Source organism: Bradyrhizobium sp. Ken01, assembly GCF_055807355.1.
The window spans coordinates 1-26678 of record NZ_JBVVPC010000005.1; the positions used below are offsets into that span (position 1 = coordinate 1).

Here is a 26678-nt window from a genome sequence, read left to right on the forward strand (position 1 = left end):
GCGCCTTGGCCGGTGGCCACCGGCCAAGGCGCTAAGTCACTTCCATCGCACAAATGCTGGCCGTGCAGATACAAGGGGTTGCCTCCGCGAGCACGCCTCTCACATCGTCATTCGCGGAGAGATACCCCTCATCCGGCGCTTCGCGCCACCTTCTCCCGCAAGGGGAGAAGGGAAAAGACTACCGCCGGCGCGCCCTCTACTCCCCCCAAATCCGCGCCAGCGTCGCGAGCCAGCAGCCTTCGCAATAGCGGGCGTCCTTGTAGTCTATCCAGTTGTGCGCATAGACGTGATCGAGCGGGATGCCGTAGCGCGCGCGCAGGATTTGGACGAGGATCTTCCACGCCGCGACCTGCGCCGCGGTCGGGCCGGTGGTGACGTCGGGATAGTTGCCGGCGAACTCGACGCCGATCGAATTGTCGCGCACCACCTGGTGATAGGTGGACTTGTTATCGATGTACTTGTTGTCGTTGCGGTTGGCACCGTCGCCGTGGGTCGGCACCAGATTTTCCGCGACCGCCCAATAGACGGTGCCGTCGGTCTCGACCCACAATGTGACGCCGCGACGCGTGGGATTCTTCGCCTGCACCTCGGCGCCGCCGCGCGCCGAGCCTGCAGGTCCCTCGGTCTGGTGCACGATGATGTTGCGCCAGGGTCTTGCGTTGCCGACATCGCCCCATGGCGCCAGCCACACCATCTTCAGACCGGGAATGTCGGGCGTGCCGGAGGCGCGCGCGAGCTTTGCGAGCTCGGCGTCGGTCGCCGCGGCGGGGGCTATCAGAATGACAACGGCGAGAACGGCCGCGAGCAGGCGAGAGATCATCATGCGGGTCCGGTGCGGATCTGACGTTAGCATGCTCTTACGCGAATTTGCGCACGGCCTCGCCTGGACCGATCGGGTCAGGCATGAGCGGCGGCGCCGGATCGTGGACGGCAAAGTCGTTCTTGCCGTTCTTCTTGGCCGCATAGAGGGCGCGGTCGGCATGCGCGATCAGCCGGTCCGGAAACTGGCCGACGCTGCGGTCCCACTGCGCCACCCCGATCGAGATCGCGATCGGGATGTCGACGCCGGTGCAGTTGACGGCATCCTGGCGGCAGACATCGAGCACGCGGCGGGCGATCGCAGCCGCCTCGCGCAAGGTCGACGACGGCAGCACGACGCAGAATTCGTCGCCGCCGGTGCGGGCGAGCATGTCGCCGGGCCTCAAGCGCGTCTGCGCCATCAGGGTGAAGTGCTGGAGGCAGGCATCGCCCGCGGCATGGCCATGGGTGTCGTTGACGGCCTTGAAGCCGTCGAGATCGATCACCAGCAGCGAGAACGGCTCGCCGCTGCGCTCCGAGCGGGCGCATTCCTCACCCAGCCGCTGCAACAGGTGCCGCCGATTGGCGACACCGGTGAGATCGTCGAGCAGCGCGAGGTCGGCAACCTCGTTGCGCAGGCGGTCCATCGCCATCAGGAGGAAGCCGAAATTGAGCGTCATCGACAGGAACAGCAGACCCAGCACCATGACGGCATGAGACTGCCCTCCGGAGACCGACGAGAAATCGCCGCCGAGCAGATTGCCGATCGCACGTGCCGCGAAGATTGCGATGATGGTGATGATGACGATGCCGGAGAGCCGGGCTCCGGGGCTGGCGCGGCCTTCCGGCGGCCACAGCAGCAAACGCAGCGACAGCGCCAGCGGCAGCCCCTGACCGAGCGAGTAGCTGAGCATGCGCAGCTGCATGTGATCGAATGCGACCATGAAGAACACGACGCCGCCGAGGCTGAGAATTCCGGTGGCGGCCATGACGCGCCAGGATACCGGCCGGCCGTAGAAGCGCTGAATGCCCATGGCGGCAAGGCAGCTCGCCGCGATGACGCCGGCGGCTCCGAGCAGAAGCGGGACAGGCGAGACGACAAAAAGGCGGATCAAGGCCGCCATCGTGCCGATCGCGCCGACGAAGCACGACGCCATCCAGAACCGCGCGGCCGCGAATTTCGGATAGGAGCGCGTGACGTAGGCCCAGATCAGGCCGAGCGCCAGGAAGTTGACGACGAACACGGTCCAGAGTGTCGGCACGTTCAGCATGGCGCACGCGGCGCGCGCAGCACCGCGCCCTCCGTCCCTGCCAGCTGTCCGTCCATGACCCCGTCCCCGTTTTCTTGCGGAGACAATGCGGCCGTCGCGCTTAACGGAGTCTCACTGCGATCCGCGAAAACATGCCTTTGGTTTTGGATTCATGAACGGCTGGCGCATGGTCGGATCGTTGAGCACGTCGGCGATGCGGATTCGCGAGCCAAAATCACCCAAAAATGCATCTGAGCTGTGGATAACGCGATGACACGGATGTGACAGCGCGGGGCAGAGGCGCGCGAATCTGCTGAGTTCGTCGTCGAGGATGTTGCGAGGCTGGCCCTCCGCCGAGCATCCCTCGTGTCGCGTTTCACCATTAACCCTGAAGAGGATCCTATGGCTAAGAAAGCGAAGAAGGCGAAGAAGGCGACGAAGAAGAAGGCCAAGAAGGCAGCGAAGAAGAAGTAACGAGGCTTCTTATTCTTTGCCCGGGTGGAGCTCGCTCCGCCCGGGCGTCGGGTAGAAGTTGTGAGTTTGAAGATGGCGGGCGCAGGGCCCGCTTTTTTATTGGCCCGGCCTTTACTAGCTGGAAAAGCTATCGCTCCGCGAACGCCAGCTTGGCGCCGAGCGCGGCGAAGCCGGCGGCAAAACTCCGGCGCAGCCAGGCCATGACGCGCGGGCGCGAGATGACGCGCTCGCGCACCGAGGCTGCGCAGAGCCCGTAGACCACGAACACCGCAAACGTCATCGCCATGAAGGCGCCGCTCAATTCCAGCATCCGCGCCAGCACATGGGCTTCGTCCGCGGCGATGAACTGCGGCAGGAAGGCCAGGAAGAAGATCGACAGCTTCGGATTGAGGATGTTGATCAGGAAGCCGGTCACGATCACCCGGCCGACCGAACGCTCGCGGATCTCGCTGTCGACCGCCAGCGCCCCGGTCTCTCGCAGGGCCTGCCAGGACATGTAGAGCAGATAGGCGACGCCGCACCATTTCAGCGCGGCGAAGGCCAGCGCGCTGGTGTGGAGCACGGCAGCGAGCCCCAGCATCGCGGCCGTCATGTGCGGCACGATTCCGAGGGTGCAGCCGAAGGCGGCCGCGATGCTCGCGCGCGAGCCGCGGGTCAGCGCGGCGGCCAGCGTGTAGAGCACGCCGGTGCCGGGCGAGGCGACGACGATCAGCGAGGTGAGCAGGAAGGACAAGGTCATGGACAGACCTTATCACCGCGCCCCGGACCACGAAAGCCGCCCTGCCGGATCAACCGTCAGGACAGCTGCGCGATCTCGGCCTCGCGCAGCACGTCGAGCGGCGCCCAGGGCTTGGCCCAGAACTTTGCGCCGTTCGGCAGGGGCTGCATCAAGGGGCGGCCGGAGGTGACGACGATGTCGAGCTTCGGGTTGCGGTCCTTGGCGACATGCGCGAGCTCGACTCCGTTCATGCGGCCGGCAAGCTGGACGTCGGTCATCATCAGGCAGAGCGCGCCGGCGCTCTTCTCCAGCACGAGCTCGGCCGCCTCGGCGCTCTCGCACTGAATGACGTCGTAGCCGCTTTCTTCGAGAAGAAGACTGAGCATCTCCCTCTGCATGAGGTCGTCTTCGACGATCAGTGCGGTGGCGCGAAACGGTTGTGCTTGTCCCATCGGCGGCTCCCAATGCTGCCTGTCTTCATCAAGTAACGTAGGTTAAGGTGGGAACAGCGATGCGGTTCGGTTCCATTATGAAAAAATGTAAATCATAGTTCCCGCTCGCGAGGCTCGACGGGGGGATCATCATGACTGCAATCCGCGGCGCCGCGGCTATCACCGGAGCGGCAAGCGGCATCGGCCGCGCGCTGGCGATCGAGCTTGCGCGGCGCGGTTGCGATCTCGCGCTTGCCGATCGCGACGAGGCCGGGCTGAAGACGCTCGCGGCGGAAATCGGAGCCGCATGCAAGGTGAGCGTGCATCGCGTCGACGTCAGCGAGCCCGACGACATCGTACAGTTCGCGCGTGAGGCGACCACCGCCCATCCCACGCTCGGCATCGTCGTCAACAATGCCGGCGTGGCGCTGATGGGCTCGTTCGAGGAGATCGACCAGGCGCAGATGGGCTGGCTGTTCGACATCAATTTCTGGGGCGTGGTGCACGGCACGCGTGCCTTCCTGCCGCATCTGAAGACGATGGGCGAGGCGCACATCGTCAACCTGTCCTCGATCTTCGGCATCATCGCCCCGCCGGGACAGTCGGCTTATGCCGCGGCGAAATTCGCGGTGCGCGGCTTTTCCGAGAGCGTGCGGCACGAGCTAGCGGCGGCGGGCAGCCCCGTCAGGCTGTCGGTCGTGCATCCCGGCGGCGTCGCCACCGCCATCGCGCGCAATTCGCGCACCGGGGTCGGCGTCACCGACAATGCGCGCCGGTCGCAATCGATCGAGCGGTTCGAGAACGCGGCAAAGACCACGCCGAGAGACGCCGCGCTGCGCATCATCAAGGGCATCGAGAGAAACGAGCCGCGCATCCTGATCGGCAACGACGCCCGCTTCATGGATCTCCTGCAGCGCTTCCGCCCGGCAACGTACTGGGCGCCGTTGCAGCGCAAGCTGGAGAAGATGGCGAAGGGGACGTGAGCAAACCCGTCGCCGTCGTCCTGGCGAAAGCCAGGACCCATAACCACCGAATTCAGTTTGGCGAAGACTGGCAGTTACTCAGCATGTGACTGTGAATCGTTGTAACAAGTCCCGCCTGGGGTAGTGGGTCCTGGCTTTCGCCAGGACGACGGCGGAGAGACATCACGCCCCTCACTGCCCCGCCAGCCGATCGGCAAAATAACCGATCGTCTTGCGATAGATCACCGCCCTGTTCCATTCGCGCATCGCCTCGAAATTGGCGGTGCCTTCGCCGTAGGGCTGGCCCATCTTGAAGCCGCTGGTGTGGAGCAGGTTCGCGGTCGAGGCGAGAACGTCGGGGACGCTGTGGCGAAGGTCGACGTGGCCGTCGCCGTCGAAATCGACGCCGTACTTGATGTAGGAGGACGGCAGGAACTGGGTCTGGCCGATCTCGCCGGCAAAGGCGCCGATCAGGTCGCGCAGCGGCAGGTCGCCACGCTGCACGATCTTCAGCGCCGCGAGCAGCTCGCCCTGGAACAGCTCCGTGCGGCGGCAGTCATGCGCCAGCGTCGCCAGCGTGCGGATCACCGGCATCTTGCCGATGTCGCCCTTGCCGAAATCGCTCTCCAGGCCCCAGATCGCGACCAGGATATAGCGGGGCACGCCGAACTGCTGCTCGATGCGCGACAGCAGCGCGGCGTGCCGCTGCAGCAGCGCCTTGCCGCCATTGATGCGGCCGGGGCCGACGCGGGTCGAGACATACTGCTCAAAACTCTTGTTGAAGGTGTAGCGCTGGCGCCGGTCGAAGGCGAGCACCGCGCCATCCTGCTGCACGCCGCTGAGCGCCGCGCTGGTCACGCTCGCCGAGACGCCGGCGGCTTGCGCTTCCGAGGCCATGCTGGCGACAAAGCTGTTGAAGTCGCCGCCGCAGCGCGCGGCATGCGCCGATCCGCCGGCCAGACAGGCGATGAAGGCGATGGCCAAGGCGTATTTCGACATTCGGATGAATCCTACAGGGAATAAGGGGGAAGCAGCGCACGATCATGCCCGGGAACCGGATTCGCGTCAAAGCGGCAAATCCTCGCCAGAACCGATCGCTGCCTGCCTGCGACAAATCAAATGCGCTAGCCCCCTCCCCCCAACCGATCGAGATGTTCATGATCATGTCCATGTCGCGCCGGATCCTCGCCGTTCTCGCATTGCTCTCCCTCACCGTGACGGCCGCTTCCGCGCAAACGCGCGATGTCGCCGGCAGCCGCGACTATCCCGGCATCGGCCGGTTCGCCGGCAGCGTCATCACCGGCTATGTGATGAAGGATTTTGACGCAGCGCGGATGCAGGCGGCTCCCTTCAAGGACGGCCAGCCCGTCGATGCGCGACGGCTCGAGGGCCGCGTCTTTCGCATCTCCTATCGCACCAATCCCGGCCCCTCGATCCTGGAAGTCTCGCGCAATTTCGAGACGCAGCTTGCGAAAGCCGGTTTCGAGACCCTGCTCGCCTGCGACACCGACGCCTGCGGCGCCATTCCCTTTACCGAAGCCGTCGACACGCTGCCGGTCCCGCAGATGTGGGTCGATGGCTTCAACTACCGTTACTACGCCGGCCGCAAGACCGAGCGCGGGCGCGAGACCTTTGCCAGCGTCCTTGTCAGCCAGAACAACCAGGACATCACCGCGCAGGTCACCGTCGCCGAGCTCGGCGCCATCGCGAACAAGATGGTGGACGCCGCCGCGATGGCGAAGGGGCTTGGCGAGACCGGCCACATCGCGCTCTATGGCATCTATTTCGACACCGACAAGGCCGTGCTCAAACCGGAAAGCCGCCCGACGCTGGAGCAGATCGCAAAGCTGCTGACGAGCCAGCCGCAGCTCAACGTCTTCGTCGTCGGCCACACCGACAGCCAGGGCGCCTATGAGTACAATCTCGACCTGTCGAAGCGCCGCGCCGAAGCCGTCGCAGCCGAGCTGGTGAAGAGTTTTCGGATTGCGCAGACGAGATTGCGCACTGCCGGCGTTGGATTGCTGGCGCCGGTCGGTTCCAACGCATCGGACGCCGGGCGCGCGCTCAACCGGCGCGTGGAGCTGGTGGCGCCGTGAGAACGGAGCGTGCGGCGCGCGCGATGTGATGGGAGCCGCTGAAGTGCGGAACTCACTATGTTGGGCATCGCAATTTCTGCACGCACGCGGGAATACGTGCAGGCAAACGCACTTTCCAACAAGGCGAGCACCGGTCGCTGCATTGCGAGAGCAGGAAATATGAACAAAGTGATTTGGCCATCCAAGCAATTGCTTTGACGCTGATCGAAACGCGATGTCGCGACTACTGCATATCTGATGCGTTCGCTGAGACATCGCAGCGCCAACGATTTGCCTTGCCACGGCATGGCGCCGGTTATAACCTTCTATTCTAGGTTGTCGCCCCGCCAGCCCCGGGCGACGCTGAAGACCAAAATAAACGGCGGGCTTCGCGGCCCGCCGTTTGTTGAGGCAAGGGTGAGCAAAGAGTGAGACACGGGTCTCCTCGAAGGAGCGCATCGGGTTTCACGAAGCGCTGGACGCTTCCACCCGACATCCAGGCGCCACGCAAACCGGTTCGTCGATCGATCGCGCAGCCGGTTCTGCCGCGGCAGGGCCCGCGGCCAGCCCCCGGAAACCTGCCAAAGTCATTTGACTATGGCCCCCTGATCGACGAAAAGCCGGCCATGGCCAAAAAACCCGGAACCAATCCCAAGGGCGAATTCGCCTTTTTCAACGTCTTCTATGAAGACGGCTCCCAACGCTCCAACCGGCGCGTGCCCGCCGAATTGCTCGGCGGCCTCGACGGCGACGAGCCGGCCCGCGCCTTCATCATGGAGCAGGACCGCGAGATCGCCGAAAAATCCGGCCGCCCGGCGCTGGAGATCAAGAACCTCGAGCGGGTCGGCGCGAAGAAGAAGTAGGCCTCAGCCCTATGCCCGTCGTTGTGAGCGGGAGCAAAAAGACAAAAACGGCGGGCCTTGGCCCGCCGCTTTGCTTTTGAATCGGTGTTCGCGCTCAATTATCCAAGAAGCTCCGCAGCTTCCTTGACCTTGACGGATGCTTCAGCTTCCGCAGGGCCTTCGCCTCGATCTGGCGAATACGCTCTCTCGTCACCGAGAACTGCTGGCCGACTTCTTCCAGCGTGTGGTCGGTGTTCATGCCGATGCCGAAGCGCATGCGCAGCACGCGCTCTTCGCGCGGGGTGAGCGAGGCCAGCACGCGCGTGGTGGTCTCGCGCAGGTTGGACTGGATCGCGGCGTCGATCGGGAGGATCGCGTTCTTGTCCTCGATGAAATCGCCGAGGTGTGAATCCTCTTCGTCACCGACGGGCGTCTCCAGCGACAACGGCTCCTTGGCGATCTTGAGGACTTTTCGCACTTTCTCCAGCGGCATGCCGAGCTTTTCGGCCAGCTCTTCCGGGGTCGGCTCGCGGCCGATCTCGTTGAGCATCTGGCGCGAGGTGCGCACGATCTTGTTGATCGTCTCGATCATGTGCACGGGGATGCGGATGGTGCGCGCCTGGTCCGCAATCGAGCGGGTGATCGCCTGCCGGATCCACCACGTGGCGTAGGTCGAGAACTTGTAGCCGCGGCGGTACTCGAACTTGTCGACCGCCTTCATCAGGCCGATGTTGCCTTCCTGGATCAGGTCGAGGAACTGCAGGCCGCGGTTGGTGTATTTCTTGGCGATCGAAATCACGAGACGGAGGTTGGCTTCCACCATCTCCTTCTTGGCCTGGCGGGCTTCGCGCTCGCCCTTCTGCACCGAGTGCACGATCTTGCGGAACTCGATGATCTCCAAGCCGGTCAGCGCAGCGAGCTGATGCACCTCGTGGCGGAGGTCCTTGATGCGGTCCTTCTCGTGGTGGACGAAGTTCTTCCAGCCCTTGGCCGACAGCTTCGAGACACGGTTGAGCCAGCGCGGATCGAGCTCCGAGCCGGTGTAGTTGCGCAGGAAGTCCTCGCGCGCGACGCCGTGGCTGTCGGCAAGGCGCATCAGGCGGCCCTCATGCGAGACGAGGCGCTTGTTGATGTCGTAGAGCTGCTCGACGAGTGAGTCGATACGCGCCTGGTTGAGGCGCAGCGACTTCACCTCGACGATGATCTCGTCCTTAAGCTTGCGGTATTTGCGCTCCTGGTGCGGCGAGAGCGAGGGGCCGTGCGAGGTGCTCTCGAGCTGGTTCTGGATGTCCTGCTCTTGCAGCTTGCGCAGCTTCTTGTAGCTGTCGGCGATCTTGTCGAAGATCTCGACGACCTTCGGCTTGAGCTCGGCCTCGATCGCCGCGAGCGACATCTGGTTCTCGAACTCGTCGTCCTCGTCCATGTCGGCTTCGGCGGCGGACTCCGCCGGATCCTTCGCGGCTTCCCCGGCATTGCCGGGCGCAGGCGCGGCGCGGAACGGGGTCGGCGCCGGCGGTGCGGCGGGCGGCGCGACATGCGCGGGCGCGGCGCCGGTGGCCTGGCCGCCTTCGGCCGACGCTTCACCGGTTTCGCCGTTGGGACCGGCGATCATCGCATTGTTCATGCCGGCCTTGGCGTCGGGCCCGGCATAGGTGGCTTCGAGATCGATGATGTCGCGAAGGAAGATCTTGCCTTCGTTGAGCTCGTCGCGCCAGATGATGATGGCCTGGAAGGTCAGCGGGCTTTCGCAGAGCCCTGCGATCATCGCCTCGCGGCCGGCCTCGATGCGCTTGGCAATCGCGATTTCGCCTTCGCGCGACAGCAGCTCGACGGTGCCCATCTCGCGCAGATACATGCGCACGGGATCGTCGGTGCGCTCGCCCGGCTCGCTCTTCTTGACCTCGGTGACGGCCTTCTGGGTGACTTCGACCAGCTCGTTGTCGGTCTCGTCCTCGGCCTCGTCCTTGTCCTCCTCGCCTTCGCTATCGTCGGCTTCGGTGACGTTGATGCCCATGTCCGAGAGCATGGACATGATGTCCTCGATCTGCTCGGGAGAGGTCTGGTCGGACGGCAAAACTTCGTTGAGCTGATCGAAGGTCACGAAGCCGCGCTTCTTGGCCTGCTTGATCATCTTCTTCACGGCCGCGTCGGACAGATCGAGCAACGGCGAGGGCGCGTCCTGGGAGTCCTTCTCCGGCGCGTCCGCTGCCTTGTCGTCTTTTTCCTTGTCCTTCGCCTGCAGCGTCTTTGCCTTGGTGGCCATCCATTGCTCCTAAACGCGTTTCACACAGACGTTCGCCGCGCCCGCGTGAAATCACTTGAACCTGTTGCTCGATGCTCTCGCTTCGTCAGATCTCGACACGGAAAGGGCGGCGCGGACCTCTTGTCGCCACCCCCGACCTTTCACTCGCCGGATTTGCCTAACGCTTCGTAGAGCCTCTTTGTCGCAGCGGTTGCAGGTATAGTGCCAACAGCAATTGCGCGGATTCATTCCTGACGCGTCTGTTCTGCCTGCGGCCGCCTGGTGGCCAAAGTGCTACAAGACCGTTAAGCCTCGATTAACCCTGTTTTTGCCGCCAAACCTCGGATTTGGCGAGTCTTTTAGCGGTTCCGGTCCCGGCCGTCCGCATGATTCTTTCATCACACGCTCTTCTGGAACCGGCCCGACAGCTCGCCAAAACCCTCGATCAAGGCCTCGGTGCCGTCGACTTCGCCTATCCGAGCCTTGACGTCGCGCAGCCACGCCATGTTGGCCTCGCTGGGATCCTCCCCCAAGGCCATCTCGGCGTCTTTCAGCTCTCTAAGTAGTGAATGGTACTGCCGATGCAAGGCGACCAGCTGATGCCAGGTGGAGAGAACGTCGTCCCGTGCGGCGCCCTCGCGGGCGCCCCACACCGCCGCGGTCGTGATGCCGCCCTCAACCCGTTGAAGCGCTTGCGAAAATCCACCCTTCTCGAGGTCGCTGCGCATCTTCTCGGCGAGCTCGCCGGGGTCCGGCGAATGGTGATGGTCGTTGGCGAAGGCGGCGATGATGCCGGCCCGGAGCTTGTGGACCTCGGGATGGGCGAGCTCCAGGGCCGCGACCTCCTCAAGATGATCGTGCAGCAGCCAGGGGTGGTTGATCAGGATTTGCAGGATCAGGGCCTCGCGGCGGGAGATGGCGCTGCGCTGGCCGCGCATGATCGGGCTTGCCGCCAGCTGCGCGCTCGCCGCCTGGTAGGGCCCGGAGGGCAGCTGGATCAGACCGGGCGGGCCGCGGCGGCCTCCACCAAATCCCTGACCGCCGAATCGATTCGCGCCTCCCCCACCGCGGGGCTGGAATTGGCGACCGCCGGGGCTGGGGCGGAAATTGCCTCGGCCGCCGCCAAAGCCGCCGCGCCCGCCTTCGGGGGCAAAGGCGCGCTGAAGCCGCTCGGCAAGATCCTGCCGATAATAGCGCCGCACCACCTCGTCGCGGATGCCGTTGGAGAGCTCCTTGATGCGCGCCTCCAGCGCGGCGCGGCGCTCGGGCGTGGCGAAATTGCCGCCTTCGAGCTCGCGAGACCAGATCATCTCGGCGAGCGGACGCGCCGCCGCGATCACCTCCTCGATTGCGCCGCGACCGCCGGAGCGCACAAGATCGTCGGGGTCCTGCCCCTCCGGCAGCAGCGCAAAACGAAGACTCTTGCCGGGTGCGAGGAAGGGCAAGGCAAGATCCGCGGCACGATACGCCGCCTTCTGGCCGGCGCGGTCGCCGTCGAAGCAGAGGATCGGCTCGTCCGCCATCTTCCAGAGCAGCGCGAGCTGGTTTTCGGTAAGCGCGGTGCCGAGCGGCGCCACGCTGCCGGCGAAGCCCGCGGTGACCATGGCGATGACGTCGACATAGCCTTCGACCACGACGAGCGCGCTGCCGTCATGGGTGGCTTTGCGCGCGGTCTGGTGGTTGTAGAGATTGTCGCCTTTGTGAAAGAGCGGCGTCTCCGGCGAGTTCAGGTACTTGGCCGGAACGTCCTTCTCCAGCGCGCGCCCGCCGAAGGCGATGACGCGGCCGCGCAGATCCGTGATCGGAAACATCACGCGATCGCGGAAGCGATCATAGGGCACCGGGATGTCGTTGCCGGCCACCAGCATGCCGGTCTCGACCATGTCGTCGACGGAGACGCCGAGCTTGCCGAGATGCTCCTTCAGCGCGAAGCGATCGGGCGGCGCATAGCCCAGCCGAAACTGCAATTGCGTCGCCGGCGAGATGGCGCGGTCGGCGAGATAGCCGCGCGCCTTGGCGCCGACGCGCGAGGCCAGCGTCTCGGCGAAGAACTTCGCGGCGAGATCCATGACGTCGTGCAGCGAACGGCGCCGCTGCTCCTGACGCGCCGCATCCGGCGTCACCGCCGGCAGCGGCAGGCCCGCCATATTGGCGAGCCGCTCCACGGCCTCCGCGAACGGCAGGCCATCGGTTTCCATCATGAAGCTGATGATGTCGCCGTGCTTGCCCGAGGAGAAGTCGTGGTAAAAGCCCTTCTGGTCGTTGACGTAGAAGGACGGCGTCTTTTCCTGCTGGAACGGCGACAGCCCCTTCCACTCCCGCCCCGCCTTCTTCAGCTTGACGCGCTTGCCCACGACTTCGGAGACCGAAAGCCGGGCACGAAGCTCGTCGAGGAATTGGGGCGTGAAGCGCATGGGCTCTGTGTAACGCGAAACCGTGTGAGTCGGGCGAAGGGATCAGGGATATAGGGACGACCCGTCCAGAAGTCAGGTTTGTCAGGCTTATACGCGCTGTTCACAGCCCTTCCGTCATTCCCGGACGGGCGGAGCGTGAGCCCGGACTGCCAGAGGCCTTGAACCCGCCCCGGTTCCACGCTTCCATGGGCCATGTTCAGGACCTTCCGAGGCGGCCAGAGCGGGGGTTGGCGCATCACCTCGATTTCGCCTGTCACGGGCGACCCCCTCGCCTTCATGCCGGCGCTGTCGGTCACCGACAGCGAGGCCATCGCATTGCCGCTAGTGCCCTCGCGCAATGCCTGGCGCTTGGTCGGTGTCGCGAGCAGCTTGCGCTACACCGAGCGCGCCGAGAAGCAGCAGCTCACTGCCGTGCAGGCCGGCCTCGGTCGGCTCGAAGCAACCAGCGCGGCGCTGATCCCGATCCGCAAGTCGCAGGCCTGGTGGGAGCTGACCCAGGAAGAGCGCCGCAGGATATTCGAGGACAAATCGCATCACATCGCGAGCAGCCTGCGCTTCCTGCCCGCGATCGCGCGCCAGCTCTATCATTGCCGCGACCTCGGCGGGCCCTTCGATTTCCTGACCTGGTTCGAATTCGCGCCCGCCCACGCCTCGCTGTTCGAGGAGCTGGTCGCGATGCTGAGGCGGACCGAGGAGTGGAGCTATGTCGAGCGCGAGGTCGACGTCCGCGCGGTGAAGGAAGTGCTGTCGGCCTAGTGATCGAGGAAGCGGCCGGATTCGATACGCGGCAGATCGGTGACGGGCCAGTTGTAGATGTAAGTCCAGGCCGGTGCCGTCACCCCGTCCGCGCCTGTCACGTCGACCAGTCTGCGCAGATATTCGGTCGGCTCCGGAAAGCCCTCGCCGCAGGCCTCGTACATGTCGAGCTCGCGCAACAGCTCGGCGGGCACGCGCAGGTGAAAGAGTTCGCCGTGGACGCGGTCGGACGGCACATCGGAGAGCAGCAGCCCCGGATAATGCTTCACCAGAACGAGCCGGCCGCGGCAGGTCGCTTCACCCAGAAAATCAGCGTGGCCCGCAAGCAGCCGCGCCATCGGATGGTCGAACCCGCGCATCAGCGTGCCGTAGACGAAAAGACGATCGGAGGTCATGGGGGCTCTATAGCTGCGAATGATTCAGAGCGACAGCGCCACACATTCCAGTGTCCTCCGGGCGAAAGCCGGGAAGACGACGCTGAGCGGCTACGAAAGCTCTGCTTCCAGCTCCTCGTCGCTGCGTTGCTCGTCCGACACCACCCTGATGGTCACGTCCATGGCGTCGAACGCGCCCGCAGCGCCGATATAGACGCCGTGCAGAGGTATCGCCTGGCGCGGATCGCGGGCGACCGCGACGCGGATGAGGTCGCGGGTGCCGACGATGCCATTGGTCGGATCGAATTCGATCCAGCCCGCGCTCGGCAGGTAGACCTGCACCCAGGCATGCGTCGAACCACCGCCGACATGGCGCTGCTCGATATCCTCCGGCAGGAAGATGTAGCCGGAAACGAAGCGTGCGGCGATGCCGAGATGGCGCAGCGCCTCGATCATGAACAGCGCGTAGTCGCGGCAGGTGCCGCTACCGGACTGCAAGGTGTCGAGCGGGTGCTGCGTGCCCAGCTCGTGGCGCTTGCGGTACTTGAACCGCTCGCGGATGCCGTGGGTCATGCCGCTCAGGATCTTGAACGTCGGCGTCGGCGCGTCCTCGTCGAGAAAGCCGCGCGCCCATTCCGCGATCTCGCCGTCGGGATCGGTATATTGCGGCGTGATGTAGTGGACGAGGTCGGGAAATTCCTCGTCGTCATAGGCAAACGGATAGAAATAAGCCGAGTCGTCCGGCGTCAGCGCGAACTCCTCGACCGGATTGTGCTCGACGGTGACGTGCCAGTCGAACACCAGCGCGTCCGCGCGCTCGTCGAAATTCGCGATCGCGACAGAATTGCCGAACACGTCGTGGATCCAGTGCAGCGACATCGGCTCGGGCGAGATCTCGAGCCTGGAGTCGAGCACGCGCAGATCATGCCCGTCGCGCGGACGCAGCATGATCCTGTGTTCGCCGAACGCCACGGGGCGGGTGTAGCGATATTCGGTCTTGTGATGAATCGTCAGCAGCGGCATCGTCAGGCAATCATGGTGGGGTCGGGCGGACCAATCTATAGCAATCCCGCCCGATTCTTCGGGGTGACTGCTGTTTCATTAGGCAATCAGGATGGCTTTAGACACAATCGAGGCGACCAATCAACTCCTCAGCGAGGGTGACGTCCCCCCGGTGCACGAGGTGAACGCGCAAGGGACATCGCCTTTTTTGCTCACCTCGGACCATTACGGACGGGTGCTGCCGCGCGCGCTCGGCGATCTCGGCGTCGCGGGAGGCGAACTGACGCGGCATATCGCCTGGGACATCGGCATCGCGGGGGTCGCCGACCGGCTGGCAGAGATGCTGGGCGCACATCTGATCGCGCAGCGCTATTCGCGGCTGGTGATCGACTGCAACCGCCCGCCCGCCGCAATGAGTTCGATCCCCGTGATTTCCGAAGCAACCGCGATCCCGCGCAACGAGGGAATTTCGGAGCAGGAGCGCAAAGCTCGCAGGCGCGAGATCTTCGAGCCCTACCACCGGCATATCCATGCCGCGATCGACCGCCGCGTGCACGACAAGCGGCCGACGGTGCTGGTGTCGCTGCACAGCTTCACCCCCGTTTACGCCGGCGTCGCGCGTCCCTGGCACATCGGCGCACTGTACAATCGCGACACCGTGCTGCCGCAGCTGCTGCTCAGGCATCTGCGCAGCGAGAGCGATCTCGTCGTCGGCGACAACGAGCCCTACGCGGTGGACGACCTCACCGACTACACCATCCCCGTCCACGGCGAAGCCCGTGGTCTCGTCAACACCGGCATCGAGATCCGCCAGGATCTGATCGCCGACCAGTCCGGCCAGCAACAATGGGCCGAGCGTCTGGCGCGGATTTTTGCGGAGATCGAGCTGGAGCTGCGGGCGCAGAGGCTGGTCGACTAGCCCGATGGCGGTTATTTCGCCCTGGTCAGCGCCAGCCAGATGCCGCCGCCGATCATGAAGCCGCCGGAGATGCGCGACATCATGCGGGTACGCCGGGCCGAGAAGAACTTTCGGGCCCGCCCGGCGGCGATGGCGTAGAGCGCGTCCGTCATCACCGCAGTGACCATGAAGGTGGCGCCCAGCAGCGCGACCTGCGGGAAGTGGTCGCGGTTCATGTCCATGAACTGCGGAATGAAGGCACCGAAGAACACCAGCACCTTCGGGTTCGACAGCAGCACCAGGAAACCTTGCAGGAAGAATCCGCCGCGCGGCGGCGCCGGCGGCTCGTCCACATTGACGCCCTCTACCGGCGCCCAGATCAGCTTGACGCCGAGCCAGACCAGATAGGCGGCGCCGGCAAAGCGCACCCAGTCGAACCAGTAGCCCATGGTCGCCATCAGCGAGGTCAGGCCGACCGCGACGATGCCGATGACGATGGCGAGGCCGGCCTGCGCACCGGCCACATTGGTCAGCGCCGCACGCGTGCCGTGGCGCAGGCCGTTGGCGATGACGAGAGTGACGATCGGCCCCGGCAGCAGCGCGAGCGCGACGCAGGCGGCAAGAAAGGCGAGATAGGCTTGCAGAGACATCATGGGGAGGACTCGCTGAGAGCGGTTTGGGGCATTAATGCATGGCACTCATTTTCCGTCCAGCGCCGCCGTCACCCACGTCTTCGTCTCGCGTCTCCAGGAACACGAGCACCGCGCGCGCTGCATCACCATCTTGACAGGCAACCATTCGGTTGCATATTATCGCGGTCATGGATGAGGTCTTCAAAGCGCTCGCCGATGCGTCACGACGGTCGCTGCTCGACAGGCTTCACGCCAGGAACGGCCAGACGTTGAACGAGCTCTGCGAAGGTCTCGCAATGACGCGCCAGGCGGTGACCAAGCACCTTGCGATTCTGGAACAGGCCAACCTGGTCACGACCATCAGGCACGGCCGCGAGAAGCTGCACTATCTCAATCCGGTTCCGATCCATCAGATCGGCGAGCGCTGGATCAAGAAATTCGAGCGCGGCAAGCTCGCCGCACTCGGCGAGTTGAAACGCCAGTTGGAGAAGCGTGATGAGTAATCCGCAATTCGTCTATGTCACCTACATTGAGACCACTCCGGAGAGGCTGTGGGAGGCGCTGACATCAAGCGAGTTCACCAAGCAATACTGGTTCGGCGCCGCGGTCAGATCCGACTGGAAAATCGGCTCCCCTTTCGCGCTGCTGCTGGACGGCGAGACCACCGATTCCGGCGAAATCCTCGAAGCCGATCCGCCGCGGCGGTTGTCCTACAGCTTCAAGCACCAGAAATACGAGGAGCTGCGCGGTGAGCCGATCTCGCGCGTCGTGTTCACCATCGAACCGTTCGGCTTGCTCGTGCGTTTGACCGTGCTGCATGACGGCTTCGTCGAAGGCGGCAAATATCTCGGCGCCGTGTCCAACGGCTGGCCGGCGATCCTGTCCGGTCTCAAGAGCCTGCTGGAAAGCGACAAAGTGCTGGCTATTCCACGCGCAGCGCTCAACAAGGGATTCGATGCAAAATGAACCTCGATCAGTTCAAGCCGCTCACCGTCTACACGATTTACATCGCCGCGACGCCGGAGAAGGTGTGGGAGGCGCTGACCTCCGCCGAGTTCAGCCGCAAATACTTTTCCGGCTTCGCGGTTGAGATGGAGCCAAGACTCGGCGGCAAATTCATCGTGTGTGCGCCTGACGGGTCGGAACACATCTCGGGCGATGTGTTCGAATACGATCCGCCGAACAAGCTGACAGTGACGTGGAACGTCAACTGGCCCGACCTCGTCGCAAAGCTCGGCACCACGCTTGTCACTTACGAGATCGAACAAGCCGGCGAGGCCGTCCGCCTCACCATGAGCGAACGTCACGACCGCCCGCTTAGCGATGACATTCTTTCCGGCGGCCGCACCGGCTGGCCCGCAATCCTGTCGGGGCTGAAGAGCCTGCTGGAAACGGGCAAGGCGCCGCAGATCAAGATGGCGCCGCCGGCGCAGATGCTGGAAGCGTTGAAGGCGATGGGTATCAAGACGCCGTAGCGGGCGAACTCCGCGCCGTCATCGCTTCTTCTTCACCGGAGGCGGATTGATTTCGTCGATCTTACGACTGCAATCCGCTTCCGAATCGTGCGGGCCGGAGACAAAGGTCCCGCTGACCTTGATCGCGTACCAGCCCGACTCGACGCCGAGCCGGAGCGCTTCTTCTGTCTTGACGTGCCGTGGGGAGAGAGCTTGCATCTGGTGCTTTCGGTTGGCGTTCGATCTCTCGACCGAACCGCGGTGAAACCTTCAGGCGTCTGCGGCACGAGCTGCCGCGTCCAACACACCCGCTGGAGCGGGCAATATGCGCAACGACCGCTGTTGCGACGTCGCGATGAATCGGCTCCGCCGTGCGAGGAAATGAGGCGCTTCACGTCGCGCGAATAGTCGTGGCGCTGCATAGGCGCAGAAACGACAGATCTTTCGACATTCCCGCACCGTGCGCGCAATCGCCGCAATTAGCTATCGTTTTCTCGCCCGTGCCGCACTTTTGAGGCGCCAAATGCCGCGCGCGAGCGAATAAGCCGTCAAAGCCTTGTGATCGGCCGCTTCGTAGCCATGTTGGGAGCTTAGCCAAGGGAAAATCGTATGAAGCTCCGCGTTGGGTTTGAGATGCTGTACGAATTCCCGCAGCCCACACCGATGATCATGGTGTTGGGCACCCACTTCACCCGCGCCTCCGATGTCATCGTGCCCGACCTGGTGACCACGAGACCCTCGGTGCCGATCACTCCCTATCGCGATCTCTTCGGCAATTGGTGCAGCCGCATCGTGGCGCCGGCCGGCGCCTTTCGCCTTGCCGGCGACGGCGTCGTGAGCGACAGCGGCCTGCCCGACCCGGTGTTCCCGAAGGCGGCTCAGCACGCCGTCGAGGCGCTGCCGACGGACACGCTCGTCTATCTGCTCGGCAGTCGTTACTGCGAGACCGATCGCCTGTCGGATATCGCATGGAAACTGTTCGAGCACACCCAGCCGGGCTGGGCGCGGGTCCAGGCCATCTGCGATTTCGTTCATCGTCATATCGCTTTCGGCTATGAGCACGCGCGCGCAACCAAGACGGCGCGGGAGGCCTACGACGAAGGCAAGGGCGTGTGCCGTGACTATGCTCATCTTGCCATCGCGTTCTGCCGCTGCATGAACATCCCGGCGCGCTACTGCACCGGCTATCTCAGCGACATCGGCACGCCGAAGCCCTGGGCCGCGGGAGATTTCGCCGGCTGGTTCGAGGCTTATCTCGGCGGAAGCTGGCACATGTTCGATCCCCGCAACAACACGCCGCGAATCGGCCGCGTGCTGATCGCACAAGGACGCGATGCCGCGGACGTCCCGATCACCCAGACCTTCGGTCCGAATAAGCTGCTCAATTTCAAAGTATGGACCGACGAGGTTGCCTGATGACAGACAGCAGCGTTGGGCTCAGCGCCGATGAATTTGCGTCGTTGGCCGAGATCGGCAAGGGCAAGGCGCAAGGCGAAATTCCGCAAGCGCACGGCGAGCGGCTGACCAACCTCGGTTATGCGATCAGGCGCCTCGGTGAACTCGAACTGACTTCATCAGGCGCGCGCCGGCTGGCAACGGGCGAATAGCTCGCTGCCGTTGCGTCCGGCTCGCTGTTACGCCACCGGCACCACGATCCGCCGATAAAGATGCCAGGTCGCGTGCCCGAGCACGGGCAGCGTCACCACCAGCCCCAGAAAATACGGCAGCGCGGAGACGATCAGGACCATCACGATCACCGCGGCCCAGCCAATCATCGGCAGCGGGCTGGCCACGACCGCGCGCACGCTCGTCACCATCGCGGTGACGAAATCGACCTCGCGGTCGAGCAGCAGCGGAAACGACACCACGGTCAGCGAAAAGAGGATCAGCGACAGCACCGCTCCGACCGCGTTGCCGATGCCGAGGAACAGCAAGCCCTCGTTCGTGGTCAGCACCACCGTCATGAATTCCTGAAGGCTCGAGAACGAGGCATGCAGGCCGAGCAGCAGCGCGATCAGAAGCCGCACCTGATACATCCAGACCACGAACACGAACAGCGTGACGAAGGCCATCCAACCGATCTCGCTCCGCGCGCGCACGGCCGACCAGATCGCGCCGGGCGAGACCGGCTCGCCGCGCTCGCGACGGCGGCTGACTTCATAGAGCCCGATCGCCACGAACGGCCCGAGCAGCGCGAAGCCGGCGGCCAGCGGATAGACCAGATAGACCATGCCGAACGCGGTGAAGCACAGCATGATGGCAATGCCGCCGGCGGCGTAGAGCGAACCGAAGCAAAGGCCGTAAAGCGGCAGCGCCTGGAAATCACGCAGGCCCTCGACCAGCGCCTCGGCGATGTCGGTCGCCGCGACGGGACGCACCACCGGATCGACCTTGCCCGAAATGGACATCAGCTTCCTCCTCGTTGGCCGGCGCGATCTCCGTCGCACGCGGATGACCTCGATCTTAGCGTTCCCGCGGCCGGCGCGCACGAGCGAGTTGGATTGCCGGACGACGGTATCCCGACGCCGCCGGCGCAGACCGGGGAAAGCCATCGCGCCGACTGCGGCGCTCCGTTCGGGGAGCTCATCCGTGCTGCATGCGGCTCGAAATCTTTCCCCGCCGGAGACTTTTTCGGCCCGATGCCTATGGACTGAGCGGAGGGTGGTGCCGCAAATTGGGTCCTTGAACGAACAGCGCGATGACCGGAATGGATTGTCCGACCGATGAGCTTGCGTACCCGGCTACTGATCCTCGTCATCGCGGCCATGCTGGTGCCGGCGAGCCTCGTCGGGCTGCGTTTCGTGCAGAATCGGAGCAGCGAAATCAACGCCGCCCTGGCCAATCTGGCGGCCTCGGCCGACGACATTGCGAGTGATCTGGGCGAGAAGATTCAGGGCACCGCACAGCTTCACTATGGTCTCGCCCGTGCGCGCGACCTCGACACGCGCGACAAGGCGGCGTGCTCGGCGTTTCTGTCGGACGTGCGCGAGGAATACCCGCAGTTCACGGGAATCCTGACCATCGATCCGGACGGCAGCCTGTTCTGCGACTCGCTGCGGACCAACCGCACCCTCGATTTGCGGGATCGCGCCTATTTCAAGCAGGCCCTGGTCTCGCGCAGCGTCGTGGTTGAGCCGGTATTCGGCCGGCTGACCGGAATATCGGTGCTCCAGATCGCATATCCGGTGCGATCGGATGCGGGCGCGCTGAAGCTGGTGCTGCTCGCCTCGTTCAACCTGCGCAAATTCGCCGAGTATCATCACAAACGGCTGCTCGCGGAGAAGGATATCCTGCTCATCGACGGCAAGGGCACCGTTCTCGTCGCTCCCTCGGGAGCCGGCTGGACCGCGCCCGTGGGCGCGTCGATTGCGGGATCCGACCTGCTCCGCTTCGCGACGGCTCCCGATCAAAAGGCATTTCAGGAAGTGACCGATCGCGACGGCCGCACGCAGGTCTGGGCCGTCGCCCACGCGCCTTCGATCCGTGATGCCGGCCTCTACATCCTGGTCGGACGGTCCAAGGACGGATTGGTGGCGGCGGCGAATCGCCGGCTCTACGAGGACATGGCGATCCTCGCGGTGGCCTTGCTGCTGCTGCTGGCCGGTGTATGGATCCTCGCGACCGTGAGCGTGGGGCGCCAGGTCGGGCGGCTCGCCAATATGGCGAAGAGACTCGGGCTCGGCGATCTCAGCGCGCGAATTCCTCCTCCCCATCCGCGCGGCGAGCTGGGCGGATTGATGACCCTGCTCAACGGCACCGCCGAGTCGCTCGAGCAGCAACGCGCGGCCATCGCGGACCTCAACCAGAAGCTCAGCCAATCCCAGAAGATGGAGGCCATGGGCCAGCTCACCGGCGGCGTGGCGCATGACTTCAACAATCTCCTCACCGTCATTCTCGGCAATTCGGAGCATCTTGCCGACAGGCTGGCGGGGAACAAGGAGTTGCACCGGATCGCCGGCGACATCGCTACGGCCGCCGAGCGCGGCTCCGACCTGACGCGGAGCCTGCTCGCCTTCGCGCGCAAGCAGCCCCTGAGGCCGCGAGAGATCGACATCGGCGAGAAGCTTAGGGAGATGGAGCACTTGTTGCGCCGCCCCTTGGGCGAGCACATCGAATGCACCTTCGCGCTCGCACCGGACCTGTGGTTGATCAGCATCGATCCCGGCCAGCTAACGACTGCGCTGCTCAATCTCGTGCTCAACGCGCGCGATGTCATGCAGTTGGGCGGCAGGCTGACGATCGAGGCGCGCAATGTCTCGCTCGGTGAATCCGACTTGGACATCAATGGCGAGCCGCGACCTGGCGACTATGTCATGGTGGCCGTGACCGACACCGGCAGCGGCATGACCGCCGAGGTGGCGAGCCGGGCGTTCGAGCCGTTCTTCACCACCAAGGAGGTCGGCAAGGGAACCGGGCTCGGCCTGAGCATGGTCTACGGGTTTGTGCGGCAGTCCGGCGGGCTGGTGCAGATGCAGTCCGCGCCGAGACAAGGCAGCACCGTCAGGCTGTTCTTTCCCCGCCTGACAACACCGCCAAACGAGGACGCCACACCCGCCGAAGGGATCGTCGCGCGCGAAGGAAGCGAGACCATTCTCGTCGTCGAGGACAACGACATGGTTCGGACTTATGTCGAAAGCGAGCTGAAGACGCTCGGCTATCGCGTCATCACCGCGGCGAGCGGCCCGGCGGCGCTCGAGTTGTTGCGCCAGTCCGTGGACATCGACCTGCTGTTCACCGACGTCGTGATGCCCGGCGGCATGTTCGGACCGGAGCTTGCGAGGCAAGCAATCGAGTTGCGTCCAGGGCTCAAGGTGCTCTTCACCTCCGGCTACAGCCAAAATCCCGTCAAGGCGCCCGACGGGATCGGCGATGCCCGCATCCTATCCAAGCCGTTCCGGCGGCGAGACCTCGCCGCGATGCTGCGGTCCGCGCTGTCGACGCCGTCGCAGTAAGACGACGATGTCCTATCCGCGTGCCCGCAGCTCACGCCGCAGTACCTTGCCTGTCGCGGTCATTGGCAGTGTCTCCGCGAACTCAACGAACCGTGGATATTCGTGGGCGGCGAGCTGCATCTTGACGAACTCCTGGATCTCGCGTGCGAGTGCGTCGCCGGCGGCAAAGCCCGGGCGCAGCACGATCCAGGCCTTGATCGATTCGGTGCGGATCGGATCGGGAATGCCGACCACCGCCGCCATCGCCACCGCCGGGTGCTTCATCAGCGTGTGCTCGATCTCGGACGGGCCGACCCGATACCCGGCGGTGGTGATGACGTCGTCCTCGCGGCTGACGTACCAGAAGTAACCGTCTTCATCCTGCACGCCGAGATCGCCGGTGAGCAGGAACTCGCCGGCATACTTCTTCGCCGTGGCCTCCGGATTGCGCCAGTATTCGAGCATCGTGCAAGGACATGGCTGGCGCACGCCGATGATGCCGCGCTGGCCACGCGGCTGCTCCTCGCCTCTGTCGTTGACGATGCGGACATCGAAACCCGGCGTCGCCTTGCCCATCGAACCGGGGCGGATCGGAAACAGATTCGCGTTGCTGCCGATCACGAGATTGCATTCGGTCTGACCAAACACCTCATGCGCGTCGATGCCGAAAGTCTCGCGCACCCAGCCGAGCATCTCGCCGCCGAGGGACTCGCCGCCGGTAAAGATGCTGCGCAGCTTGACGCCGGAATGCGTCACCCCAGCCTGCCGCATCAGCTTCAGCGCAGTCGGCGGCAGGAACACATTGCGCACGCCGAGATCGGCCATCATCTGCATCGCCGCTTGCGGTTCGAACTTTCGCGCGCGGTGACCGACCAGAGGAATGCCGTGATACCAGAACGCGAACAGGCCGTTGATGAGGCCGCCGATCCAGGCCCAGTCCGCCGGCGTCCACATCAGATCGCCGGGACGCGGCAGGAAGTTGTGGCACATCTCGACATTGGGGAGATGTCCGAGCACGACGCGGTGTGCGTGCAGCGCGCCCTTCGGATTGCCCGTCGTGCCCGAGGTGTAGATGATCAGCGCGGGATCCTCCGCAGACGTGTCCACCAGCGTGAAGTCGGGCGATGCAGCCTTGACCGAATTCCAGAACGATGTCGTGCCCGCCGGCGCTCGTTCGCCAACGATGTAGACATTCTTCAGCGCCGGCAGACGGTCGCGGATCTTCGAAAGCTTCTCCCAGCCGCCCGCGTCGGTGACGATCGCCTTGGCCTGCGAGTTCGACAAGCGGAATTCCAGCGCGTCTTCGCCGAACAGCGCGAACAGCGGAATGGAGATCATCGCCGATCGGAACGCGGCCATGTGCGCGATCGGCAGCTCCAGCGACTGTGACAGGAACACCGCGATTCGGTCGCCGCTGGCAAGACCATCTGTCTTCAGCACATTGGCGAAGCGGCGCGACATCTCAGCGACGTCGTCGAAGGATGTACGCGTGATGGCACCGTTCTCGTCGACATAGACCAACGCCAGCCGGCCGGTTCCGTCGGCGTGGCGATCGCAGCAAGCCTCCGCCAGGTTGAAGCGCGCCGGGATCTCCCAGCGGAAATTGCCGTAGAGTTCATCGTAGGTGCTGGCTTCGGTGAGCATGGTCGTTTCCCGGCAGCGTCGTCATGGCCGGGCTTGTTCCGGCCATCCACGTTCTTGTTTGGCCTGAGTTTAAGGGCGTCAATGCCCGAGACAAGCCCGGGCATGACGCAGATTGCGTTTCAGCGCATCGTCGCGAAGAACTTGCGGACATCGCGCACGAACAGCTCCGGCTGCTCGAATGCGGCGAAATGGCCGCCCTTCTCCATTTCGCTCCAATGCGTGATGTTGTGGAAGTTCGGCTCCATCCAGCGCCGCACCGGCGTGATGATCTCCTTGGGGAAGACAGCGACGCCCGTCGGCACCTTGACGACCGGCGTGGTCCGGCGCTTGCCGAAGCTTTCCCAATAGAGCCGCGCGGACGAGATCGCCGTCTCCGTCGCCCAGTAGAGCATGACGTTGTCGAGCAGCTCGTCCTTGGTGAAGATGTTTTCGGGATGACCGTTGCAATCGGTCCAGGCCCAGAATTTTTCCAGAATCCAGGCCGCCTGTCCGCTCGGCGAATCGGTCAGAGCGTAACCGAGTGTCTGCGGCCGCGTCGATTGCTGCTTCGAATAGCCGGAGTCGAGGTCGACGTAATGCTTGAGGCCGGCGAGCGCGCGTTTCTCTTCGGGCGTCGGTTCGCCCTCGACTTTCGGCGTGGCGTTAAAGGCGAGCGTGATGTGGATGCCGGCGCAATGCTCGGCGTCCTGCATGCCAAGCGAGGTCGTCACCGCCGAGCCCCAGTCGCCGCCCTGCGCGCCATAACGCGCGTAGCCGAGCCGGTCCATCAGCTTGGCCCAGGTCGCGGCGATACGATCGACGCCCCAGCCGGTGGTGTTCGGCTTGCTGGAGAACCCAAAGCCCGGCAGCGACGGACAGACAACGTGGAAGGCATCGGCGGGATTGCCGCCATGCGCGACAGGATCGACCAGCGGCGCGATCACCTTCTGGAATTCGACGATCGAGCCGGGCCAGCCATGGGTGATGATAAGCGGCAGCGCCGACTGCTCCTTCGAGCGCACATGCAGGAAATGGATGTCGAGCCCGTCGATCTCGGTGGTGAACTGCTCGAAGCGGTTGAGTTTTGCCTCGCGCGCGCGCCAGTCGTAGCCATCAGCCCAATAGGTGCAGATCTCCTGGATCCATGCCAGCGGCGCACCCTGGCTCCAGTCGGAGACGAGCTCCGCCTCCGGCCAGCGCGTGCGAGCAAGGCGCGACTTGAGGTCGATGAGAATGTCGTCGCTGATGTCGATGCGGAATGGCTTGATGGCGGTCATGGGAGAGGCCCTGCTCATCGGGGGTTCTCGTCGTGGCCGGGCTCGTCCCGGCCATCCACGCTCTTTCTCTTCATTCTGAAGAACGTGGATGCCCGGCACAAGGCCGGGCATGACCAGGATGATAGTCTGTCAGTTCCTGGCAAACCTTCGGCGCGGCCGCTTAGCCCGTCAGAGCAGCCTTCACCAAACCGGACGCCTTGCCGAAATCCATCTGGCCGGCGTACTTCGTCTTCAACACGGCGATCACCTTGCCCATGTCCTTCATGCCGGCGGCGCCCGTCTCCGCGACCGCGTCCGAGATCGCCTTCTTCACGTCATCGTCCGACATCTGCTTCGGCAGATACGCCGAGATCACCGCGATCTCCTCGCGCTCCTGCGCGGCGAGTTCGGCACGTCCGCCCTTCTCGTAGAGCTCGACCGATTCCTGACGCTGCTTGATCATCTTCTGAAACACGCCGAGCAGGTCCGCGTCCGAGAGCGGCGGCTTGCCGCTGCCGCGCGCCTCGATGTCGGCATTCTTGATGGTCGAGTTGACCATGCGCAGCGTGGACAGCTTGCGCTCGTTCTTGGCCTTCATGGCCTCCTTGACCGCATTGTTGATGTCGTCGCGCAGCATGGTCGTGATCCCTTTTGCATGTCCGACGCCTGATCTAGGCCGTTCGCGGCCCTGAGACAACCGGGGGTCCCAGCCATTCGACCAGCGCCCGCACCGTCGCCGCAGGCTGCTCCGGCTGCGGCAGGTGTCCGCAATTCTCCAACATAACGAGCCTTGCACCGGCAATGCCCTCCGCCATCTCCTTCGAGAATGCGTTGGGAATCGTGTTGTCCTGATCGCCCGTCAGCACCAATGTCGGGCATTTGATCGTCGCAAGCGTCGGCCGCGAATCGACCCGCGCGATGATCGCAGTCTGCTGTCGCAGATAGCCTTCGACGCCGACGTCCTCGCCCTGCTCATGCACGAGCTGGCGAATACCGGCATCGTCGCGGCGCGACGGATGCACCAGTTCGGGAAACATCTCCTCGCGCGCGGCACGCAGCTCGCCGCGCCTGGCCCGCTCCATCAGGCCACGGCGGCGCGTGGTCGCCTCCTCCGTGTCGGGCCGCGCCTGAGTGTTGATCAACGCCAGCCTGGCCACCCGCTCGGGCGCCTGGCGCATGATCTCGAGGGCGATGTAGCCGCCCATGGAATGGCCGGCGAGCGCGAAGCGCGGCGGCGCCTCGCTCAGCACCCGCCGGGCGATCGCCGCCATGTTGTCGTCGCGAACATGGTTGGCGACCATCACCGGGCCGAACCGCCAGAGCGACGGGATGACCGGTGCATAGATCCGGGCTGATGAGGCTAGTCCCGGAACCAGCAGAATCGGCGTCGTCTGGTCCATTATTGCCTCCCAAGCCCCGGAATTTGCCGGAAATTATGCCGCGGAGCTTAGGGGCCGAAGGCGATCTGTCAAATATGCAAAAACGCATGTGAATCGGCGCATCTCCGCTTTGACGTCGGCGCCCGCGGAGACTATGAACCGGGCTC

Annotated in this window: 27 protein-coding genes; 11 read left to right on the forward strand and 16 right to left on the reverse strand. The window is 64.4% G+C overall.

Annotated features, from left to right (window positions below):
* Window positions 1–196: 196 nt before the first annotated feature.
* The 4 genes from AC0L3S_RS06985 to AC0L3S_RS07000 form a co-directional block, all read right to left on the reverse strand.
* Window positions 197–823: a peptidoglycan recognition protein family protein gene (locus AC0L3S_RS06985; RefSeq protein ID WP_473278540.1), complete on the reverse strand. Its 627-nt coding sequence runs from the start codon at window positions 821–823 to the stop codon at window positions 197–199.
* 34 nt (window positions 824–857) lie between these two features.
* The gene (locus AC0L3S_RS06990; RefSeq protein ID WP_473278541.1) at window positions 858–2069 is read right to left on the reverse strand and encodes a GGDEF domain-containing protein; all 1212 of its coding nucleotides are present in this window, start codon (window positions 2067–2069) and stop codon (window positions 858–860) included.
* 580 nt (window positions 2070–2649) lie between these two features.
* The gene (locus tag AC0L3S_RS06995; protein ID WP_473262685.1) at window positions 2650–3261 is read right to left on the reverse strand and encodes a LysE family translocator; all 612 of its coding nucleotides are present in this window, start codon (window positions 3259–3261) and stop codon (window positions 2650–2652) included.
* Between the two features lie 56 nt (window positions 3262–3317).
* Window positions 3318–3692: a response regulator gene (locus tag AC0L3S_RS07000; protein WP_027520278.1), complete on the reverse strand. Its 375-nt coding sequence runs from the start codon at window positions 3690–3692 to the stop codon at window positions 3318–3320.
* Between the two features lie 131 nt (window positions 3693–3823).
* On the opposite strand from AC0L3S_RS07000, the gene AC0L3S_RS07005 reads away from it, so the two are divergent.
* Window positions 3824–4654: an SDR family NAD(P)-dependent oxidoreductase gene (locus AC0L3S_RS07005; protein ID WP_473278542.1), complete on the forward strand. Its 831-nt coding sequence runs from the start codon at window positions 3824–3826 to the stop codon at window positions 4652–4654.
* 171 nt (window positions 4655–4825) lie between these two features.
* Here the strand turns inward: AC0L3S_RS07005 and AC0L3S_RS07010 are convergent, their stop codons facing one another.
* Window positions 4826–5632 carry a lytic murein transglycosylase gene (locus AC0L3S_RS07010; RefSeq protein ID WP_473278543.1) on the reverse strand — a complete coding sequence of 269 codons (807 nt, stop codon included), beginning with the start codon at window positions 5630–5632 and terminating at the stop codon, window positions 4826–4828.
* 158 nt (window positions 5633–5790) lie between these two features.
* Between AC0L3S_RS07010 and AC0L3S_RS07015 the strand changes: the two genes are divergently transcribed.
* Both AC0L3S_RS07015 and AC0L3S_RS07020 read left to right on the forward strand, forming a co-directional pair.
* Window positions 5791–6729 (forward strand): OmpA family protein, encoded by a 939-nt coding sequence (locus tag AC0L3S_RS07015; RefSeq protein WP_473278544.1) that lies wholly within the window; start codon window positions 5791–5793, stop codon window positions 6727–6729.
* Window positions 6730–7334: 605 nt separating this feature from the next.
* The gene (locus tag AC0L3S_RS07020; protein ID WP_007596614.1) at window positions 7335–7571 is read left to right on the forward strand and encodes a hypothetical protein; all 237 of its coding nucleotides are present in this window, start codon (window positions 7335–7337) and stop codon (window positions 7569–7571) included.
* A gap of 94 nt (window positions 7572–7665) precedes the next feature.
* Here the strand turns inward: AC0L3S_RS07020 and rpoD are convergent, their stop codons facing one another.
* Entirely contained in the window at window positions 7666–9813 is a 2148-nt protein-coding gene (gene rpoD / locus AC0L3S_RS07025; RefSeq protein WP_473278545.1) for an RNA polymerase sigma factor RpoD, read from the reverse strand.
* 377 nt (window positions 9814–10190) lie between these two features.
* On the reverse strand, window positions 10191–12206 hold the full coding sequence (dnaG, locus tag AC0L3S_RS07030) for a DNA primase (protein WP_473278546.1): 2016 nt from the start codon (window positions 12204–12206) through the stop codon (window positions 10191–10193).
* 192 nt (window positions 12207–12398) lie between these two features.
* Here dnaG and AC0L3S_RS07035 point away from each other — a divergent pair, with 192 nt between their 5' ends.
* Window positions 12399–12962 (forward strand): chlorite dismutase family protein, encoded by a 564-nt coding sequence (locus AC0L3S_RS07035; protein WP_473262674.1) that lies wholly within the window; start codon window positions 12399–12401, stop codon window positions 12960–12962.
* On the opposite strand, the gene AC0L3S_RS07040 is transcribed toward AC0L3S_RS07035, so the two are convergent.
* The gene (locus AC0L3S_RS07040; RefSeq protein ID WP_473262673.1) at window positions 12959–13357 is read right to left on the reverse strand and encodes a gamma-glutamylcyclotransferase family protein; all 399 of its coding nucleotides are present in this window, start codon (window positions 13355–13357) and stop codon (window positions 12959–12961) included. The genes AC0L3S_RS07035 and AC0L3S_RS07040 overlap by 4 nt on opposite strands.
* 90 nt (window positions 13358–13447) lie before the next feature.
* Window positions 13448–14359, reverse strand: coding sequence for a transglutaminase family protein (locus AC0L3S_RS07045; RefSeq protein WP_473278547.1), 912 nt, complete (start codon window positions 14357–14359; stop codon window positions 13448–13450).
* 91 nt (window positions 14360–14450) lie between these two features.
* Here AC0L3S_RS07045 and AC0L3S_RS07050 point away from each other — a divergent pair, with 91 nt between their 5' ends.
* The gene (locus tag AC0L3S_RS07050; RefSeq protein WP_473278548.1) at window positions 14451–15257 is read left to right on the forward strand and encodes an N-formylglutamate amidohydrolase; all 807 of its coding nucleotides are present in this window, start codon (window positions 14451–14453) and stop codon (window positions 15255–15257) included.
* An 11-nt stretch (window positions 15258–15268) separates the two neighbouring features.
* Here the strand turns inward: AC0L3S_RS07050 and AC0L3S_RS07055 are convergent, their stop codons facing one another.
* Entirely contained in the window at window positions 15269–15889 is a 621-nt protein-coding gene (locus tag AC0L3S_RS07055; protein WP_473278549.1) for a LysE family translocator, read from the reverse strand.
* A 167-nt stretch (window positions 15890–16056) separates the two neighbouring features.
* Between AC0L3S_RS07055 and AC0L3S_RS07060 the strand changes: the two genes are divergently transcribed.
* The 3 genes from AC0L3S_RS07060 to AC0L3S_RS07070 are packed head-to-tail and all read left to right on the forward strand — an operon-like array spanning window position 16057 to window position 17343.
* Window positions 16057–16371 (forward strand): ArsR/SmtB family transcription factor, encoded by a 315-nt coding sequence (locus AC0L3S_RS07060; RefSeq protein ID WP_106940701.1) that lies wholly within the window; start codon window positions 16057–16059, stop codon window positions 16369–16371.
* A complete protein-coding gene (locus AC0L3S_RS07065; protein WP_473278550.1) occupies window positions 16364–16834 on the forward strand; it encodes an SRPBCC family protein in 471 nt (156 codons plus the stop codon). Before AC0L3S_RS07060 ends, AC0L3S_RS07065 begins: the two co-directional genes overlap by 8 nt.
* Entirely contained in the window at window positions 16831–17343 is a 513-nt protein-coding gene (locus tag AC0L3S_RS07070) for an SRPBCC family protein (protein WP_473278551.1), read from the forward strand. Before AC0L3S_RS07065 ends, AC0L3S_RS07070 begins: the two co-directional genes overlap by 4 nt.
* Before the next feature lie 18 nt (window positions 17344–17361).
* Here the strand turns inward: AC0L3S_RS07070 and AC0L3S_RS07075 are convergent, their stop codons facing one another.
* On the reverse strand, window positions 17362–17541 hold the full coding sequence (locus AC0L3S_RS07075) for a hypothetical protein (RefSeq protein WP_018453606.1): 180 nt from the start codon (window positions 17539–17541) through the stop codon (window positions 17362–17364).
* 390 nt (window positions 17542–17931) lie between these two features.
* Here AC0L3S_RS07075 and AC0L3S_RS07080 point away from each other — a divergent pair, with 390 nt between their 5' ends.
* A complete protein-coding gene (locus AC0L3S_RS07080) occupies window positions 17932–18738 on the forward strand; it encodes a transglutaminase-like domain-containing protein (protein WP_473262666.1) in 807 nt (268 codons plus the stop codon).
* Window positions 18738–18929 carry a hypothetical protein gene (locus AC0L3S_RS07085; RefSeq protein ID WP_473262665.1) on the forward strand — a complete coding sequence of 64 codons (192 nt, stop codon included), beginning with the start codon at window positions 18738–18740 and terminating at the stop codon, window positions 18927–18929. The genes AC0L3S_RS07080 and AC0L3S_RS07085 overlap by 1 nt, the downstream gene beginning before the upstream one ends.
* A gap of 27 nt (window positions 18930–18956) precedes the next feature.
* Here the strand turns inward: AC0L3S_RS07085 and AC0L3S_RS07090 are convergent, their stop codons facing one another.
* Complete coding sequence (locus AC0L3S_RS07090) at window positions 18957–19730, reverse strand: DUF2189 domain-containing protein (protein WP_473278552.1); 774 nt, start codon at window positions 19728–19730, stop codon at window positions 18957–18959.
* Window positions 19731–20045: 315 nt separating this feature from the next.
* On the opposite strand from AC0L3S_RS07090, the gene AC0L3S_RS07095 reads away from it, so the two are divergent.
* Window positions 20046–22274 (forward strand): ATP-binding protein, encoded by a 2229-nt coding sequence (locus AC0L3S_RS07095; protein ID WP_473278553.1) that lies wholly within the window; start codon window positions 20046–20048, stop codon window positions 22272–22274.
* Window positions 22275–22286: 12 nt separating this feature from the next.
* Here the strand turns inward: AC0L3S_RS07095 and AC0L3S_RS07100 are convergent, their stop codons facing one another.
* From AC0L3S_RS07100 to AC0L3S_RS07115, 4 genes are all read right to left on the reverse strand, one after another.
* Entirely contained in the window at window positions 22287–23897 is a 1611-nt protein-coding gene (locus AC0L3S_RS07100) for an acyl-CoA synthetase (protein ID WP_473278554.1), read from the reverse strand.
* A gap of 119 nt (window positions 23898–24016) precedes the next feature.
* Window positions 24017–25153: an epoxide hydrolase family protein gene (locus AC0L3S_RS07105; RefSeq protein WP_473278691.1), complete on the reverse strand. Its 1137-nt coding sequence runs from the start codon at window positions 25151–25153 to the stop codon at window positions 24017–24019.
* 160 nt (window positions 25154–25313) lie between these two features.
* Window positions 25314–25769, reverse strand: coding sequence for a GatB/YqeY domain-containing protein (locus AC0L3S_RS07110; RefSeq protein ID WP_473278555.1), 456 nt, complete (start codon window positions 25767–25769; stop codon window positions 25314–25316).
* Between the two features lie 34 nt (window positions 25770–25803).
* The gene (locus tag AC0L3S_RS07115) at window positions 25804–26532 is read right to left on the reverse strand and encodes an alpha/beta fold hydrolase (RefSeq protein WP_473262660.1); all 729 of its coding nucleotides are present in this window, start codon (window positions 26530–26532) and stop codon (window positions 25804–25806) included.
* Window positions 26533–26678 lie beyond the last annotated feature (146 nt).